This is a genomic window from Micromonospora sp. NPDC093244 (genome assembly GCF_040683695.1).
Taxonomy (GTDB): domain Bacteria; phylum Actinomycetota; class Actinomycetes; order Mycobacteriales; family Micromonosporaceae; genus Micromonospora.
The window spans coordinates 404,553-420,216 of the sequence record NZ_JBFBEO010000003.1; the positions used below are offsets into that span (position 1 = coordinate 404,553).

General features: G+C 72.0%; 17 protein-coding genes. 11 read left to right on the top strand and 6 right to left on the bottom strand.

What is annotated here, in order from left to right:
* Window positions 1-6 precede the first annotated feature (6 nt).
* Window positions 7-642, top strand: a complete 636-nt coding sequence (locus tag AB0N27_RS20435) for an alpha-ketoglutarate-dependent dioxygenase AlkB (RefSeq protein WP_364371859.1) — start codon at window positions 7-9, stop codon at window positions 640-642.
* Window positions 643-720: 78 nt separating this feature from the next.
* Here AB0N27_RS20435 and AB0N27_RS20440 read toward each other — a convergent pair whose 3' ends face one another.
* Window positions 721-3,204 carry a DNA topoisomerase IV subunit A gene (locus tag AB0N27_RS20440; protein ID WP_364371862.1) on the bottom strand — a complete coding sequence of 828 codons (2,484 nt, stop codon included), beginning with the start codon at window positions 3,202-3,204 and terminating at the stop codon, window positions 721-723.
* 32 nt (window positions 3,205-3,236) lie between these two features.
* Window positions 3,237-5,366, bottom strand: a complete 2,130-nt coding sequence (locus tag AB0N27_RS20445) for a DNA topoisomerase IV subunit B (protein ID WP_364372149.1) — start codon at window positions 5,364-5,366, stop codon at window positions 3,237-3,239.
* A gap of 166 nt (window positions 5,367-5,532) precedes the next feature.
* On the opposite strand from AB0N27_RS20445, the gene AB0N27_RS20450 reads away from it, so the two are divergent.
* The 3 genes from AB0N27_RS20450 to AB0N27_RS20460 all read left to right on the top strand — a co-directional run bounded on the left by AB0N27_RS20450 (window position 5,533) and on the right by AB0N27_RS20460 (window position 8,108).
* On the top strand, window positions 5,533-5,685 hold the full coding sequence (locus AB0N27_RS20450) for a hypothetical protein (RefSeq protein ID WP_364371865.1): 153 nt from the start codon (window positions 5,533-5,535) through the stop codon (window positions 5,683-5,685).
* A gap of 206 nt (window positions 5,686-5,891) precedes the next feature.
* Entirely contained in the window at window positions 5,892-7,148 is a 1,257-nt protein-coding gene (locus tag AB0N27_RS20455) for a hypothetical protein (protein ID WP_364371868.1), read from the top strand.
* 96 nt (window positions 7,149-7,244) lie between these two features.
* Complete coding sequence (locus AB0N27_RS20460; protein WP_364371871.1) at window positions 7,245-8,108, top strand: alpha/beta fold hydrolase; 864 nt, start codon at window positions 7,245-7,247, stop codon at window positions 8,106-8,108.
* A 38-nt stretch (window positions 8,109-8,146) separates the two neighbouring features.
* Here AB0N27_RS20460 and AB0N27_RS20465 read toward each other — a convergent pair whose 3' ends face one another.
* On the bottom strand, window positions 8,147-8,317 hold the full coding sequence (locus AB0N27_RS20465) for a hypothetical protein (RefSeq protein WP_364371874.1): 171 nt from the start codon (window positions 8,315-8,317) through the stop codon (window positions 8,147-8,149).
* 195 nt (window positions 8,318-8,512) lie between these two features.
* Between AB0N27_RS20465 and AB0N27_RS20470 the strand changes: the two genes are divergently transcribed.
* Window positions 8,513-9,145, top strand: coding sequence for a hypothetical protein (locus tag AB0N27_RS20470; protein WP_364371878.1), 633 nt, complete (start codon window positions 8,513-8,515; stop codon window positions 9,143-9,145).
* 157 nt (window positions 9,146-9,302) lie between these two features.
* A complete protein-coding gene (locus tag AB0N27_RS20475; RefSeq protein WP_364371881.1) occupies window positions 9,303-9,671 on the top strand; it encodes a hypothetical protein in 369 nt (122 codons plus the stop codon).
* 56 nt (window positions 9,672-9,727) lie between these two features.
* On the opposite strand, the gene AB0N27_RS20480 is transcribed toward AB0N27_RS20475, so the two are convergent.
* Window positions 9,728-10,678, bottom strand: coding sequence for a DUF72 domain-containing protein (locus tag AB0N27_RS20480; protein ID WP_364371884.1), 951 nt, complete (start codon window positions 10,676-10,678; stop codon window positions 9,728-9,730).
* Between the two features lie 128 nt (window positions 10,679-10,806).
* On the opposite strand from AB0N27_RS20480, the gene AB0N27_RS20485 reads away from it, so the two are divergent.
* The 3 genes from AB0N27_RS20485 (at window position 10,807) to AB0N27_RS20495 (ending at window position 12,883) form a co-directional block, all read left to right on the top strand.
* Window positions 10,807-11,310, top strand: a complete 504-nt coding sequence (locus tag AB0N27_RS20485; protein WP_364371887.1) for a DinB family protein — start codon at window positions 10,807-10,809, stop codon at window positions 11,308-11,310.
* Between the two features lie 106 nt (window positions 11,311-11,416).
* Window positions 11,417-11,641 carry a hypothetical protein gene (locus tag AB0N27_RS20490; protein ID WP_364371890.1) on the top strand — a complete coding sequence of 75 codons (225 nt, stop codon included), beginning with the start codon at window positions 11,417-11,419 and terminating at the stop codon, window positions 11,639-11,641.
* Between the two features lie 195 nt (window positions 11,642-11,836).
* Window positions 11,837-12,883, top strand: a complete 1,047-nt coding sequence (locus AB0N27_RS20495; protein WP_364371893.1) for an NAD(P)-dependent alcohol dehydrogenase — start codon at window positions 11,837-11,839, stop codon at window positions 12,881-12,883.
* Between the two features lie 10 nt (window positions 12,884-12,893).
* Here AB0N27_RS20495 and AB0N27_RS20500 read toward each other — a convergent pair whose 3' ends face one another.
* Window positions 12,894-13,403, bottom strand: coding sequence for a DinB family protein (locus AB0N27_RS20500; RefSeq protein WP_364371896.1), 510 nt, complete (start codon window positions 13,401-13,403; stop codon window positions 12,894-12,896).
* Between the two features lie 77 nt (window positions 13,404-13,480).
* Between AB0N27_RS20500 and AB0N27_RS20505 the strand changes: the two genes are divergently transcribed.
* Both AB0N27_RS20505 and AB0N27_RS20510 read left to right on the top strand, forming a co-directional pair.
* Window positions 13,481-13,996 (top strand): 2'-5' RNA ligase family protein, encoded by a 516-nt coding sequence (locus tag AB0N27_RS20505; RefSeq protein ID WP_364371899.1) that lies wholly within the window; start codon window positions 13,481-13,483, stop codon window positions 13,994-13,996.
* A gap of 212 nt (window positions 13,997-14,208) precedes the next feature.
* Window positions 14,209-14,394: a hypothetical protein gene (locus AB0N27_RS20510; protein ID WP_354821650.1), complete on the top strand. Its 186-nt coding sequence runs from the start codon at window positions 14,209-14,211 to the stop codon at window positions 14,392-14,394.
* Window positions 14,395-14,409: 15 nt separating this feature from the next.
* Here the strand turns inward: AB0N27_RS20510 and corA are convergent, their stop codons facing one another.
* A complete protein-coding gene (gene corA, locus AB0N27_RS20515; protein ID WP_364371903.1) occupies window positions 14,410-15,537 on the bottom strand; it encodes a magnesium/cobalt transporter CorA in 1,128 nt (375 codons plus the stop codon).
* Window positions 15,538-15,664: the final 127 nt, after the last annotated feature.

A 15,664-nucleotide genomic window follows, 5' to 3' on the forward strand; every position in this document is an offset into this window, starting at 1 on the left:
GGCCGTATGACGCAGGCCGCCTACCAGCCGTCGATGCTCGACCTGACCGACACCGGGCCGACCCTGGGGCCGCTGTCCGGCCAGATCCGCCGGCACCAGCTCACCCGCGGAGCCTGGGTCGACCACCTCCCCGGCTGGGTGCGCGGCTCCGACGCGGTCCTCGACACCCTGCTCACCGAGGTGCCCTGGCGGGCCGAACGCCGCACCATGTTCGACAACGAGGTCGACGTGCCCCGCCTGCTCTGCTGGTACGACGGCGATCGACAACTCCCCCACCCCGTGCTCACCGAGGCGCGGGCGGAGCTGACCCGGCACTACGCTCCCGAGCTGGGCGAACCGTTCGTCACCGCCGGCATGTGCCTCTACCGCTCCGGCCGGGACAGCGTGGCCTGGCACGGCGACACCATCGGCCGGTCGGCGCACACCGACACGGTCGTCGCCATCGTCTCCTTCGGGGCGCCCCGGCCCCTGCTGTTACGCCCACGCGGCGGCGGCGACAGCCTGCGTTTCCCGGTCGGCCACGGCGACCTGATCGTGATGGGCGGCTCCTGCCAACGCACCTGGGAACACGCCATCCCGAAGACCACCCGCCCGGTCGGCCCCCGGGTGAGCGTCCAGTTCCGCCCCGTCAACGTCGCCTGACCTGCCTTATCGACCAAGAGGTCCGCGTCACGACGGGCCGGAGCCGGTGACGCGAACCTCTTGATCAAGCCTGAGGGGTCAGTCGCGTTCGATGAGGTGGCCGACCACCGTCGGACCGAGCATCACCGCGAAGCCGGAACCGTCGCGGCGCGGGTCGGCCGCGGGAAGCTCCACCGGGTCACCGGTGCCTGTCGCGCCTACCGGGCGCGGCCCCACCCAGGCGACAGCCACGTCCGTCTCGCCCTTGAGGAAGCGGTGCGCGCGCACCCCGCCGGTCGCCCGGCCCTTCGCCGGGTACGACTTGAACGGCGTCACCTTCACCGTCGCGCCGGTCGAGGTCACCACCATCGGTTCGCCGTGACCCGGGTCGTCGGTGCGTACCGCCCCGAAGAACACCACGCGCGCCCCGGCCGGCAGGTTGATGCCGGCCATGCCACCACCCTTGAGCCCCTGCGGACGGACCAGCGCGGCCGGGAACCGCAGCAGCGACGCCTCCGACGACACGAACGTCAACGTCTCGGCGCCGTCGGTCAGCCAGGTCGCCCCGACCACCTCGTCACCGTCACGCAGACCGATCACCTCGAACTCGTCGGAGCGCACCGGCCACTCCGGCGCGCAGACCTTCACCACGCCGTGGCGGGTGCCCAGCGCCAAACCCGGGGAACCGTCCGCCGGCCCGCCGAGCGGGGCCAGACCCACAACTGTCTCCCCCGCCTCCAACGGCACCAGCTCGGCCGCGGACATGCCACCGCGCAGCGACACCGTGCCTGCCTGCTCGGGCAGCACCGGCAACGGCAGGACGTCGACCTTGAACGCCCGGCCGGCGCTTGTCAGCAGCAACACCCGACCACGGGCGGTGGAGTGCACTGTCGCGCGTACCGTGTCGTGCTTGACCCGGCCGTTGCGTCGGCGCCCCTCGGCGCTCTCCTCCGACTCGGCAGCGGTCCGGGCGACCAGCCCGGTCGCGGAGAGGATCACCTGGCACGGGTCGTCGGCCACCTCCAGCGGGCCGGCCGGCGCGGACGCGGCCAGCACCTCCTTCAGGTCGCCGTCGACGAGTGTCGTACGCCGTTCGGCGCCGAACTGCTTGACCACCGCCGCCAGCTCGTCGGAGACCACCTTGCGCAGCACCCGCTCGTCGTCGAGGATCGCGCTCAGCTCGGCGATCTCGGCACGCAGGCGCTCCTGCTCGGCCTCCAGCTCGATCCGGTCGAACTTCGTCAACCGGCGCAGCGGAGTGTCCAGGATGTAGGTGGCCTGGATGTCGGAGAGGCCGAAGCGGCTCATCAGCCCGTCCTTCGCGGCCTGCGCGTCGTCGCTGCCCCGGATCAGCCGGACCACCTCGTCGATGTCCAGCAGAGCGATGAGCAGGCCGTCGACCAGGTGCAGTCGTTCCTGGCGCTTGCGCCGGCGGTACGAGGTGCGCCGGGTGACCACCTCGTACCGGTGGGCCAGGAAGACCTCCAGCAGCGCCTTCAGCCCCAGCGTGCGCGGCTGCCCGTCCACCAGGACCAGGTTGTTGACGCCGAACGACTGCTCCAGCGGGGTCAACCGGTAGAGGTCGGCGAGCAGCGCCTGCGGGTTGACGCCGACCTTGCACTCGATGACGAGCCGGGTGCCGCTCTCCCGGTCGGTGAGGTCCTTGACGTCGGCGATGCCGGTCAACCGCTTGGTCTTGGTGACCTCGTTGGTGATCGCGGCGATGACCTTCTCCGCGCCGACCCCGTAGGGCAGCTCGACCACTGTGATCGCCTGCCGGCCCCGGCTGCCCTCGATCGGGCCGATCTCCACCTTGCCGCGCATCCGCACCACGCCGCGCCCGGTCTCGTACGCCCGGCGCACCTCGTCCAGGCCGAGCAGCACACCACCGGTGGGCAGGTCAGGGCCGGGAACGAACTCCATGAGCCGGTCCAGTGTGGCGTCCGGGTGGTTGATCAGCCAGCGGGCGGCGGAGACCACCTCGGCCAGGTTGTGCGGGATCATGTTGGTGGCCATCCCGACCGCGATCCCGGACGCGCCGTTGACGAGCAGATTGGGGAAGGCCGCCGGCAGCACTGTCGGCTGGGTCAGCGAGCCGTCGTAGTTGGGCTCGACGTCGACGGTGTCCTCGCCCAGCTCACCGACGAGCAGCATCGCCTCGCGGGACATCCGGGCCTCGGTGTAGCGGCTGGCAGCCGGGCCGTCGTCTGGAGATCCGAAGTTGCCATGCCCGTCGATGAGCGGCACGTTGAGGGAGAAGTCCTGCGCGAGGCGGACCATCGCGTCGTAGATCGCCGTGTCGCCGTGCGGATGGTACTTTCCCATTGTATCCCCGACAATTCGGGCAGACTTCACGTGCCCCCGGTCGGGCCGGTAGCCCTGCTCGTACATCGACCAGAGAATGCGCCTGTGCACGGGCTTGAGACCGTCGCGGGCGTCCGGCAGGGCGCGGGAGTGGATGACCGAGAACGCGTACTCCAGGTAGGAGTCGGAGACCTCGGTGACCAGCGGATTGTCGAAGACCCGCGCGCCGGCCTGGTCGAACGAGGAGAGGTCGACCTTGTTTTCCTTGCGGCGTGCCATGACTCAGCTCTCCACTCGAATGGAACATCGGCTCATGCGTCGATCGCCTCGCGGTCGACCCGGTCGGCGGAGTCGATCAGCCAGTTACGCCGGGGCTCGACCTTCTCGCCCATCAGGAGTTCGAGGATGCGTTCGGCGGCGTCCACGTCGTCGAGGGTGATCCGGCGCACCGCGCGGGTGGCCGGGTTCATCGTGGTGTCCCACAACTCGTCGGCGTCCATCTCACCGAGACCCTTGAACCGTGGAATGGGGGTGACGATCTGCTTGCCGGCCTTCTCCAGCTTGCGAACCGTCGTCTCCATCTCGGCCTGCGTGTACGTGTAGACCGTCTGCGGGTTGCGCCCCTTGGTGGTGACCTTGTGCAGGGGCGGCATCGCGGCGTAGAGCCGGCCGGCCTCGATCAGCGGGCGCATGTACCTGGCGAAGAGGGTGATCAGCAGAGTACGGATGTGCGCGCCGTCCACGTCGGCGTCGGCCATGATCAGCACGCGGCCGTAGCGCAGCGCGGAGAGGTCGAACGTCCGTCCGGAGCCGGCCCCGAGGACCTGGACGATCGCCGCGCACTCGGCATTGTCCAGAACCTGCTGGAGGTTGGCCTTCTGCACGTTGAGGATCTTGCCGCGGATCGGCAGCAACGCCTGGTACTCCGAGCTGCGGGCCATGCGGCTCGTGCCGAGGGCGCTGTCGCCCTCCACGATGAACAGCTCGCTGCGGTCGATGCCGGTGGCCCGGCAGTCGACAAGCTTCGGCGGCATCGACGCGCCCTCCAGGGCGGTCTTGCGCCGGGCGGCGTCCTTCTGCTGCTTCTGGGTGAGTCGCACCCGGGCCGCGTCGACGATCTTCTGCAGGACGGTGCGCGCCTCGGCCTTGGTGCGCCTGTCCTCCAGCCACGCCTTGACGTGCGTGTCCACCAGGCTCTGGATCACCTTGGTGATGCCTGTGGTGGACAGCTCGTCCTTGGTCTGCGAGGTGAACTGCGGCTCGGGGATCCGCACGTGCACCACGGCGGTCATGCCCTCCAGGACGTCGTCCAGGGTGGGCGGCTCCTCCTTGGCCTTGAGCAGGCCACGGGTGTTGCGGACCGCGTCGGCGAGGGTGCGCACCAGGGCACGCTCGAAGCCCTTGCGGTGGGTGCCGCCGTGCGCGTTGCGGATGGTGTTGGTGAAGCACTCGACGGTGCGCTCGTAGCCGGTGCCCCAGCGGAACGCCACCTCGACCTCGGCGCGGCGCTGCACATTGGACTGCATGACCCCGTTGGCGTCGGCGGCGTTCTCCCGGTACGTCCCCTCGCCGTTGACCAGCAGGATGCCGGAGACGGGCCGGTCGCCGGCCGGGGCGAGGAACTCCACCATGTCGCTGAGCCCGTTAGGGTAGTGGAACCGCTCCTCGGCGGGAGCCTCGCCGGTCAGGTCACGCAGCAGGTACGTCACGCCGGGGACCAGGAAGGCGGTGTTGCGCAGCTTCATGCGGACCGCGTCGACGTCGAGCGCCGCGCCGGTCTCGAAGTAGCGGGCGTCGTGCCACCAGCGGATCGAGGTGCCGGTGCGGTGGCCGCGCTTCATGGCGCCGATGACCTGGAGCCCGGGGCCGGGGGTGAAGGGCGCGTCCGGGCCGTCGCCGTCGAAGATCCCGGGGACGCCGTGCCGGAACGACATGGCGTGGACCTTGCCGGCGCGGCGGACCGTCACGTCGAACCGGCGGGACAGCGCGTTGACCGCGGAGGCGCCGACGCCGTGCAGGCCGCCGGAGGTCTTGTAGCCGGAGCCGCCGAACTTGCCGCCGGCGTGCAGGCGGGTCAGCACCAGCTCGACGCCGGAGATGCCGGACTTGGCGTGCACGTCGGTGGGGATGCCCCGGCCGTCGTCGTCGACCTGCACCGAGCCGTCGGCGTGCAGGATCACCTCGACGTGGCTGGCGTGACCGGCGACGCCCTCGTCGGTGGAGTTGTCGAGGATCTCGTTGACGAGGTGACCCACGCCACGGCTGTCGGTGGAGCCGATGTACATGCCGGGCCGCTTGCGGACGGCGTCCAGCCCCTCAAGGTGGGTGAGGTCATCGGCCCCGTACAGGGTGTCAGGCTCTGCGGTCAACTGGTCGTACTCCCCGGTCTCGGCGGTGTGCTGCCGGTCACCGGCGACATCAGCCGGCGTGGCGCGCCGCAGCGAGCCTAGCCGGAGGCTGGGACAACTCCCGTAGGCCCTACGCGACCCGCCGCGTGACACCGCCCGGACGTGAGCGAGGCAACAGCTACGGGTGATCACGGAACCACGCACCGACACCGCCGCCGCTAGGCTCTCTCACCCGGCCGGTGGTCGAAAGGTGGACACGGTGGACGAGACCGGGCTGGTCGGCACCGGGCTGGGTCTGCTGTCGGGCGAGATGAGCATGCTGCGGTGGGTGCAGTGGCTGTGCGTACTGCTGATCTGGGGTGTGGGTCTGAACGCCCTGGGCGCGGCCGCGCTGAGGCGTCGCGGGCGGTAGGCCCCGCGGACGTAGCGGTCGCCCGGACGGTCGGGCACACCCCGATCCGGTACGCCGCCAGGTCGTCCCGTTCGGACGCGGCGGCCCTACCGGGCCGACATGTCATTCATCGAAAGATTCTGTTACGGGCCATTGACGCCCGTCGCGCAGGAGTGATCTGATCGCGCTCTCAGAGAATCTTTCATCTTTCGATGGATGGGAGCTCCATGCCCAGATTCCGCCGTACCGCGCTCGCCGCGGCACTCACGATCGTCACGGCCGCACTGTCGACGGCCGTCGCGCTGCCCTCCCCCGCGACCGCCGCGCTGCCCACCGCCGCGGTGGCCCTCGGCGACAGCTTCATCAGCGGCGAGGGCGCCGGGGCGTACACCCCGGTGGTCGACGTCAACGGGGTGGCCCAGGGCTTCCCCGGCTGGACGGCGCCGAACAACAACGCGTTCTTCTGCCACCGGTCGGCCAACGCGTCACTGAACCAGGCGAACCTGCCGGGCATCCAGAACCGGTTCAACCTGGCCTGCTCCGGCGGTCAGCCGCACGACATCGCCAACGCCTCGCAGGCGCGCGCCAACGGTCGTACGGTGGCCGCGCAGCTCGACCAGCTCCGCGCCGTCGCCCAGACCCAGGACATCGACCTGGTGCTGATCGGCCTGGGTTCCAACAACAGCTCGTTCACCTTCGGCAGCGTCGCGGAGAAGTGCGCCAACCGGTTCATCGCCGACGCGTGGACCGGCTGGTGGGAGTTCTGGGCGTATCTGAACGGGCCGGTGGAGCAGAAGCCGTGCAGCGACGCCGACCTGGCCACCGCCGCGCAGCTCAGCGCCGCGACGGCGGAGACCACCGCCGCCGTACGCCAGATCCTGACCACCCTCGACCAGGTGGATGCGGACGGGCAGCACCGGGTCGTGTTCCAGGACTACACGAACCCGCTGCCGCTGGAGCTGAACGCGACGTTCCACGAGGAGGACGGCCGGGACGACACCCGGGACAAGTTCCGTGACCTGGGCGCCGAGCGGTACGCGGCCGGCTGCCCGATCCACCGCGCCAGCCTCGCCCCCGGGCACCGCTTCTCCCAGGGCCTCGGCGGCATCGTGAAGTCCACCCGAGACACCCTGGCCGTCGAGTTCCCCTCGGCCGACCTGGTCTACCTCAACGTGCAGCGGGCCTTCGACGGCGCCCGGCTCTGCGAGCAGACCAACAGCCCGACCGGCGCGCTTGCCACCCCGATCCGCCTCCAGGACGGCGCGAACGGCACCTTCGTCACGAGCCTCGCCGGCAAGGACAAGATCGACATCCAGCGCATCGCGAACACCTGCGTCAGCTACTTCCAGACCTGCCAGGAGTCGTGGCACCCGAACGCCACAGGGCACCAGGTGCTCGGCCAGTGCCTGGCCGGCGCCGCCACCACCGCCGCCCGCGCGGTGGCGTGTGTCAGGGCCGGCAACGGGGCGATCTCCGTCTCCTGACCGGCCGCGTCACCGAAGGCCCCGCCACCCGGCGGGGCCTTCGTCGCGGCCCCACCTCGGCTACCCGCCGGTAACGTCGGGCCGTAAGCTGGCCCGGTGAACGGGGAAGCGGAGTACGCGCAGGAGTTCGTCGACGTCGACGGCGCCCGACTCGGTGTGCAGGTGTACCCCGAGCCGGCCGGACCGGCGGGCGCGCCGGTCGTGGTCATCTGGCCCGCGATGGGGGTACGCGCCCGCTACTACCGCCCGTTCGCGGCAGCGCTGCGCGACGCCGGGCTGGCCGTGGTCGTCGCCGACCTGCGGGGCACCGGCACGAGCACTCCCGCGCCGAACCGCGCCGACCGGCACGGCTACAGCGAACTGGCAAGCGACGTCGGCGCCGTCCTGGCCGCCCTCAAGCCACGGCTGGACGGGCGCACCCGACTGCTGCTCGGTCACTCACTCGGCGGGCAGGCCACCCTGCTGCACCTCGCCCTGCACGGCGACGCCGACGTGGACGGGCTGGCACTTGTCGCGGTCGGCGTCCCCTACTGGCGCGTCTACCCGGGCCGGCGCGGCGTCGGCGTCCTGCCGTACACCCAGGGAATCGCCGCCACCGCGGCGCTGCTCGGGGTCTGGCCGGGCTGGGGCTTCGGCGGGCGGCAGGCGCGCGGGGTCATCCGGGACTGGGCGCACACCGCCCGGACCGGCCGCTTCCCGCACCTGGACGGCACCGACACCGAAGCGGCGGTACGCGCGGTGCGCACACCCGTGCTGGCGGTCAGCGTCGACGACGACCAGTACACCCCGCACGAGACCATGGACCACCTGTGCGCGAAGCTCACGTCGGCGCCGGTGACCCGCCAGCGGTACACCGTGGCGGAGGCCGGCGCGGCGCTCGACCACTTCACCTGGGTGCGCGCCAGCACACCCCTGGCGGGGCGGATCGCCCGTTTCGCCGGCGACCTGCCGCCGCGCTGAGGCGTCACCGGCCGGGGCACGTGGCCCGGCCGGGCGGCTCACCCGTCCTGGTCCAACGGGGTCGACTCACCGTCGCGCTCCACGCGGATCTCGGCGTGGTCCTTGCGCGGCGCGACCTCCGCCGTGTTTCGGTGCGGGTCGTTGTCCGGATGCATGAGCACCGCGTCGGTCTTGGGGGTCTTCTCCCGAACCTCATCCGGCTGCGACATCCCGTTCCCCTCTCGGTAGGCGTCCCACGGCTCTACCCGCCACCGCCCGGACGACTCCTGCCGGCGGCGGTCCCGCACCGCGACGCACCGATGTCCCGACCGTGCCGGTGCGGCCGGGATAGGCCGGCGGGTGACGGGGTTAGCCGCCCGGGCGGCGGGTAAGCCGCATCGCCCGACACGGCGGAAGGGGATCACATGTCCGAACGACACACCGCACTGCGCTCGATGCACGATCTGGGTCTGGCGGCCTGGTTCGGCGGCTCCCTCATGGGTGCCTTCGGCGTCAACGGCGCAGCGGCGAAAATCAACGACTCGACCCAACGACTCCCGGTCGCCTCGGCCGGATGGTCGAAGTGGACACCTGTCAACGCTGCCGCTATCGGCGCGCACCTGGCCGGCGCGGTAGGCGAACTGGTCACGGAGAGCCCCCGGGTGGCGGCCCAGCGGGGAGTCGCCCGGGCCAGTGCCATCAAGACCGCGTTGACCATCGGCGCGCTCGCGGTCACCGGCTACAGCCGGTTGGTCGGCATGCGGCTGGAGAAGGCGGGCGGCCCGCCGGTGAGCGGCACGACCGAGCCCAACCAGCAGACACCGGCGAACGTCGCCTCCTCGCAGCGACAGATGAAGCTGCTCCAGTGGGCGATCCCGGCGCTCACCGGTTCGCTGGTCGTGGTCACCGCGTACATGGGCGAACAGCAGAAGCCCGGTCAGGTGCTGCGGGGCATCCTGAACCGCACCAACGGGATGCGCAGCGCCCCGATGAGCATGGCCAAGATGGGCATGAGCATGGGGGCCGGCAAGCGGCACCTGGCCATGTCCGGACGCTGAGCGTCGGGCCGGCCGGTGCCCCGCCGGACCGTCGACGGCGGGACAGCGGCCGGCCCTACGCGCCCGCCCACGGTGTACGCCGTGGCGAGCGGGCGGGACCGGCCCGGGGACGGGCACTTCGTCCGCCCGTAGCGGCGGACCGACGAGTGGGGTGGCCATGACCGAGGCACGCAGCAGTGGCGGCGGTGACCGGCCGGAACCGGAGGCGGTCAACCCGTGGGGCACCGGCGACGGTTTCGACGCCGACGCGCCGTGGGGCGCGGACGACGATTCGCCTATGGACGAGGGCAGCGAGGAGACGGCGGTGCCCGAGGGACGGCGGGGTGAGCGGCGCGCGGGGGCCCCTGCTGGCCGGTCCGCTCCGGCCGGTCGACACGGCTTCGGTTCGGTCGAGCCCACCCGTACGACGATGGCCGGGCCGGGCGCGCCACCGGACCCGGCGCCCAGCGGCCGGACCTTCCCGGACGACGCGGACGTCACCGAGCGGTCCCAGGACGCGTTGCGCAGCCGGGGTCGGCGCTCCTGACCACCGCGCTGCCCGCGTCCCCCGGTACGGCCGGCAGGGAACGCGGGCAGCGGCCGTCAGCGAGCGGACACGACCCGGGCCGGGGCGCTGCGGTCGTCGACCGGTCGAGGGGGCGCGGCCGGCATCTCGACGAGCATGGTCTCGGCGAGCACCTGCGCCAGCCGGGTGGCGTCGCGCTGGGCCTGCCCGGCGCAGCAGTTGTTGAACAGCACGTGCAGGTCGTCGACCCGGTCGGCCAGTTCGGCGAGCCGTCCGGCCCAGTCCCGCAGTTCCGACTCCGCGTACGCGTAGCGGAACTTGTCCTCCTTGTCACCGTCGCGCCACGCGTCGCTGTGCCCGTGGAACCGGACTACCGCCGGTTCGGCGGTGAGCGTGAGGATCGGCGGCACCGACGACTGGTGGCCCTGCGGCATGTCGACGCAGACCATCGAGAGGTCGTGTGCGCGCAGCAGGTCCAGAGTGGCCGCCTGGGCGGCACCGTCGAACCAGGACTCGTGCCGCACCTCCACCGCCACCCGCCACGGTCGGCACCGCTGTGCCAGCTCGACGATGCGACGCTCGGCCGCCGCGCCACGCGCCAGCCACGGCGGGAACTGCAACAGCACCACGCCCAGCTTGCCGGCGGCGGCGATCGGGTCCAGCGCCGCGCGGAAGCGGGCCCACAGCTCGTCGTACACGGGCTCGGGCAGGTCACGGCGGCGGACCCGGCTGGGGCCGGAGGCGGGACGCAGGTCGCGGGGCAGCGCGGCGACAGGCGTCGGGTGACCGGTGAAGAGGCGGAACGCCTTGACGTCGAAGGTGAAGTCGTCGGGTGTCGCGTCGACCCAGCCCTGGGTGGTCTCCGGCACCGGCACGGCGTAGTAGGAGGTGTCCACCTCGACCAGGGGGAACCGGCCTGCGTAGAAGGCCAGCCGGGCGGCCGGCGTGTTGGCCGAGCGCGGGTACCAGCCGGAGCGCAGCAGCGACTGGTCGGCCCAGGACGACGTGCCCACCTTAATCACACCCATGTCATTCAGTGGACAGTCCCGCGCGCCGATCGGCAACCGCTGGCGACCCGGCCGACGTCGCGTCGACGCCGGAATGTCGGTGCCCCTTCCTAGTCTGGCGCGCGACGGACTTCGACAAAGGGGCGACCATGACCAGCACCGCTCAGCTCACCGGGGAACGAGCCGACCTGCTACAGACCCTGCGCCGGCACCGGGGTTTCCTCCTGCACACGGTCGAGGGGCTGACCGACGAGCAGGCCGCCACCCGCAGCACCGTCAGCGAGCTCTGCCCGGGTGGTCTGGTCAAGCACGTCGCGGGCACCGAGGAGCGGTGGATGCTCTTCGCCGTGGGCGGTGCCGAGGCGATGCAGCGCACCGAGATCGACTGGGTGGGTCAGTTCCGGATGGCGCCGGGCGAGACGTTGGCCGGGCTTGTCGAACGTTTCCAGGCGGTGGCCGCGCACACCGACGAGCTGGTCGCCACCCTCGACCTGGACGTGGCGCACCCGCTGCCGCAGGCGCCCTGGTTCGAGCCGGGGGCCAGCTGGACGGTCCGCCGGGTGCTGCTGCACCTCATCGCCGAGACGGCCCAGCACGCCGGGCACGCCGACATCCTGCGGGAGGCGATCGACGGCAGCAAGACCATGGGCTGAGCCGACGAGCGTTCGACGGGGCTGAAGCGCCACGTCGCGTGTCGCCTCCCGTCCCGCACCTGGCGGATGTGACGCCGCGCAGGTGGGCGGCGCTGAGGGTCACGAGATGGACGCGGATCAGATGGACCAGGAGACCGCCGAGCGGCTGCTCGGCGGGGGTCCTGTCGACCCGTCGGCCGGTCCTCGTCCGCTCGTCCTGCTGCTGTCCGCCGTCCGCGCCGCGGCGCGCCCCGCCGAACTGGCAGGTGAAGGTCTCGCTGTGCAGGGCTTCCGCAGCGCCCGGCGCCCACCCCGTGGGGAGGGCGACCGGGCGACACTCCGCGACGAGTGAGACCGACTGGCGCCTGCGGATCGATCTCGATGTCGCCCTGGGCGTCGCTCCTTTCCGGGTTCTTGGCAGGATCACCGGCGCCGGGGTGAGCGTGACTCACCCCGATCGGGTGAGCCACACCGCGCGGACGTGAACCCGTTTGCCGTGCCACGAAGTGGGCAGCCACCCGCAGGCTCAGAGACGGGGGGCGTTCGGATGCGGGCACTGCGGTTGATGGACTGGAAGTCGGAACCGGAACTGGTCGAGGTCGCCCAACCGACGCCCGGCCCGGGCCAGGTGGTGGTGCGGATCGGCGCCGCCGGTGCCTGCCACTCCGACCTGCACCTGATGGACGAGTTCGAGTCGGGGTCGGTGCCCTGGAACCCACCGTTCACGTTGGGCCACGAGAACGCGGGATGGGTGCACGCCCTCGGCGACGGCGTGACCGGGCTGCGCGTCGGGGAGCCGGTCGCTGTCTACGGCCCATGGGGCTGCGGCACCTGCGCCCGTTGCCGGGTCGGCATGGACCCGTACTGCGAGAACCCGGCCGGCGCGCCGGTGCCCGGCGGCGGTGGCGGCCTGGGCCTCGACGGCGGCATGGCCGAGTACGAGCTGGTACCCGACGCCCGACACGTCGTACCGCTGCCCGAGGGGTTGGATCCGGTGCAGGCCGCACCGCTCACCGACGCCGGGCTCACCCCGTACCACGCCGTGCGGCGGTCCTGGCCGAAGCTCCCGCCGGGAAGCACGGCCGTGGTGATCGGGGTCGGCGGGCTGGGGCACGTGGGCGTGCAGATCCTCAAGGCCACCACCGCCGCCCGCGTGATCGCTGTGGACAACCGCGCCGAGGCGTTGCGACTGGCCACGGAGTGCGGGGCGGACCGCACGGTGGCCTCCGGCCCGAGCGCGGCCGAGGAGATCCGGGACGCCACCGGCGGGCGGGGCGCCGACGTGGTGCTGGACTTCGTCGGCGCGGACGCCACGCTGACGCTCGGGGCGGCGGTGGCCCGTACCGTGGGCGACCTGACGATCGTGGGAATCGGCGGTGGCACCCTGCCTGTGTCGTTCTTCTCCGTGCCGTACGAGGTGAGCATCGCGACCACCTACTGGGGCAGCCGACCGGAACTGGTGGAGGTGCTGGACCTGGGGGCGCGCGGCCTGATCCGGCCGAAGACCACCACCTTCGCGCTGGACGAGGCCACGGACGCGTACCGCCAGATGCGCGAGGGCACGCTGGAGGGCAGGGCGGTGATCGTGCCCTGAGCCGGTCGGGTCAGTCGGCCCCGAGGAGGCCACGGACGAAGGCGGCCTGCCCGACGTGTTGCAGATCGTCCTCGACCACGCTGACCAGCCGCACGCCGAGGGTGACGGGTGGGTCCCACCCCTCGTCCACGACCCGGTCCAGGTCCGCCGGGGACAGCCCGGCCAGGAACGGTCGGGTACGCGCCGACACCGCGCCGTAGTAGTCGATCAACGCTTGGGCGCTCTCCGGCCGCACCGCCGCGACCTGCGCGGGCGAGTGCCCGAAGCCGGTGTCGTCGGGATCGGCGGCGAGGCCGAAGCGGCCCGCCCAGTCGCCGCCGACCCAGACCTGCTCGGCGTCGAGCAGGGCGGCGACGGCCTGGTCCTGGATACGGGTGAGGTGCCAGACCAGCCAGCCGATCGAGTTGGCGCCCGGTCCGGGTTCGTGGCGCAGTTGCTCCGGACTCAGGCCGTCGACCGCCGCGCGGACGAGGTCGGGCAGCCTGTCGTACGTCTCGGTCAGCAGGTCACTCACGTCCACGGCGCACGCCTCCTGGTCGGTTTCCGAACAGGTACCGCCGACACGGGCGATCAAACCTCTGCCGCTACGGTGATCACGTGGTCGCGGCGTTGGAGTTGTACCTGGATCCGGACGCCACCCGCCGGATCCGGGTGCTGTGGGACGCGCTGGAGGCCGAGGGCGTGCAGAGCATGCGCTCGCTGCTGGAGCAGCGTCACCGCCCGCACGTCTCGCTCGCGGTGGCGCCCCGCTTCGACCCGGAACAGGTGGCCGCCGCGCTGCGCGGGACGGTCGTGGCCGCCCCGCTGCGACTCGAATTTCAACACGCCGGGCAGTTCGTCGGCCGGGTGCTCTGGCTCGGTCCGGCGCCCACCGCGGAACTTCTGGCGCACCACCGGCTGGTGTACGACCGGCTGGCCGCCGCCGGCATCCCCCTGGCCGAGCACTACCAGCCGGGCCGCTGGGTGCCGCACTGCACGCTGTCCATGCGGGTGCCGAACGCGCTGATGGCCGCCGCGGTGCGTCGCTGCCTGGAGGTGCTGCCGGTGGCCGCGACAGTGGTCGGCGCGGCGCTCACCGACCACGCGCGCGGCATCGCCCACCCGCTGCCATGATCGCCGACCCGAAAGCGGACGATAGCGGAGAATGTCCGGTTTGGCGGGCCGCAGTCGGGAAACCGAAAAGAAGCGGTGCGGACGCGTCCGGGCGTGGGATGGTTCGAGATGGCTGCCGTACCGGTGCGCCCCGTTCGCTCGGGCGACCGGCCCGGCGGCGCGGCCTACGCCCGCGCCGCCCGCGGCGGCTTCGACGAGGAGAGGCAGGGCCCATGCAGGCTCAGCGCAGGCCACCGCGCACGGAGCGGAGCCAGACCCGGGACGACCGGACCGGCGGCGGGATGACCGGGGCGGCCACACCACTGACGATCTGGGCCGCCGCGGTGCTGCTCGGCCGGATCGCCGCTGGCGACGACGACAGCGAGGACGAGCGGCACATCCTGCGCGGCATCGAGTGACCCCGACGCACCGGCTCAGAGCCAACCGCGCCGTTTGAAGACCAGGTAGAGGGTGCCGCACACGAGCAGCATCAGCAGCAGCGCGAACAGGTAGCCGAAACGCCAGTCCAACTCCGGCATGTGGACGAAGTTCATCCCGTACACCGTGCCGATGAGGGTGGGGGCGAACAGGATCGCGGCCCAGGACGAGACCTTCTTCAGCTCCTCGTTCTGGGCGTAGCTGGCGGCGGTGAGGCTGCGCATCTCCTCGTTCTGCTGCTGCGAGACGAGTGTGGCGTTGACGGTGAGGATGTTCTGCAACAGGTGCCGGAACCCGTCCACCCGTTCCACCACCTGGGTGAGGTGGTCGGTGACGTCGCGCAGATACCTGCGCAGTTCCTCGTCGGTGCCGTAGCTGCCCGCGCCGGCCGCGAGCGCGTCCAACATGGTGAGCAGCGGACGGGCGGCCCGCTGGAACTCGATGACCTCCCGGCTGAGCCCGTAGATGCGCCGGCTGGCGTTCGGGTCACCCCCGAACACCTGGGTCTCGATCTCGTCGATGTCGTTCTCCAGTCCGGCCACCACCGGCGCGTACCCGTCGACCACCTGGTCGAGGATCGCGTACAGGACCGCCTCGGGGCCCTGGGCGAGCATCTGCGCGTCGGTCTCCAGTCGACGGCGTACGGCGGCCAGGTCGGGCGCCTCGCCGTGCCGGACGGTGACCACGAACCCTGGCCCGATGAACAGGTGCAGCTCGGAGAACTCGACCTCCTCGCGCCTGTCGTCGTATCGGGCGGCGCGCAGCACCACGAACAGGGTTTCGCCGTACCGTTCCAGCTTGGGCCGCTGGTGGGCGTTGATCGCGTCCTCGACGGCCAGGTCGTGCAGCCGGAACTCCCGCGCCAGTGAGGTGATCTGGTCGATGTCGGGCCGGTACAGCCCGATCCAGGCCATCGCGCCGTCCCGCTCCTGCAGGCAGCGATACGTCTCGGCGAGGCCGGACGGTGAGGCGAACCGGTGCCCCCTGAGATAGACGGCGCTCTCCACCATGCCGCCGGTGGGCGGGGCCGGCGCGGGAGGTGGCGGCACGCCGACGGCTGTCGCGTGCTCGTCGAGCTGGCGGCCGAAGCCACCACCCGGGCGGAAGCGACGGCCGCCGACCATGAGCCGCTCCCCTCCCCGGTGGCATCCGCGTCCGGCAGGCCTCGGCCCGAGCGGGCGGATCGGTGCGGGGCGCCGGGGGCGCTGCATCCCCTCTGCCCCGGGGCCGAAACCCGTCCGACCCGCCGGG

Bases quoted from the DNA above. Each gene is read 5' to 3' on its own strand.
- AB0N27_RS20435 (WP_364371859.1), top strand. From the start codon at position 7: ATGACGCAGGCCGCCTACCAGCCGTCGATGCTCGACCTGACCGACACC.
- AB0N27_RS20440 (WP_364371862.1), bottom strand. From the start codon at position 3,204: ATGGCACGCCGCAAGGAAAACAAGGTCGACCTCTCCTCGTTCGACCAG.
- AB0N27_RS20455 (WP_364371868.1), top strand. From the start codon at position 5,892: ATGCCCAGATTCCGCCGTACCGCGCTCGCCGCGGCACTCACGATCGTC.
- AB0N27_RS20465 (WP_364371874.1), bottom strand. From the start codon at position 8,317: ATGTCGCAGCCGGATGAGGTTCGGGAGAAGACCCCCAAGACCGACGCG.
- AB0N27_RS20470 (WP_364371878.1), top strand. From the start codon at position 8,513: ATGTCCGAACGACACACCGCACTGCGCTCGATGCACGATCTGGGTCTG.
- AB0N27_RS20475 (WP_364371881.1), top strand. From the start codon at position 9,303: ATGACCGAGGCACGCAGCAGTGGCGGCGGTGACCGGCCGGAACCGGAG.
- AB0N27_RS20480 (WP_364371884.1), bottom strand. From the start codon at position 10,678: ATGGGTGTGATTAAGGTGGGCACGTCGTCCTGGGCCGACCAGTCGCTG.
- AB0N27_RS20485 (WP_364371887.1), top strand. From the start codon at position 10,807: ATGACCAGCACCGCTCAGCTCACCGGGGAACGAGCCGACCTGCTACAG.
- AB0N27_RS20490 (WP_364371890.1), top strand. From the start codon at position 11,417: ATGGACGCGGATCAGATGGACCAGGAGACCGCCGAGCGGCTGCTCGGC.
- AB0N27_RS20495 (WP_364371893.1), top strand. From the start codon at position 11,837: ATGCGGGCACTGCGGTTGATGGACTGGAAGTCGGAACCGGAACTGGTC.
- AB0N27_RS20510 (WP_354821650.1), top strand. From the start codon at position 14,209: ATGCAGGCTCAGCGCAGGCCACCGCGCACGGAGCGGAGCCAGACCCGG.
- corA (WP_364371903.1), bottom strand. From the start codon at position 15,537: ATGGTCGGCGGCCGTCGCTTCCGCCCGGGTGGTGGCTTCGGCCGCCAG.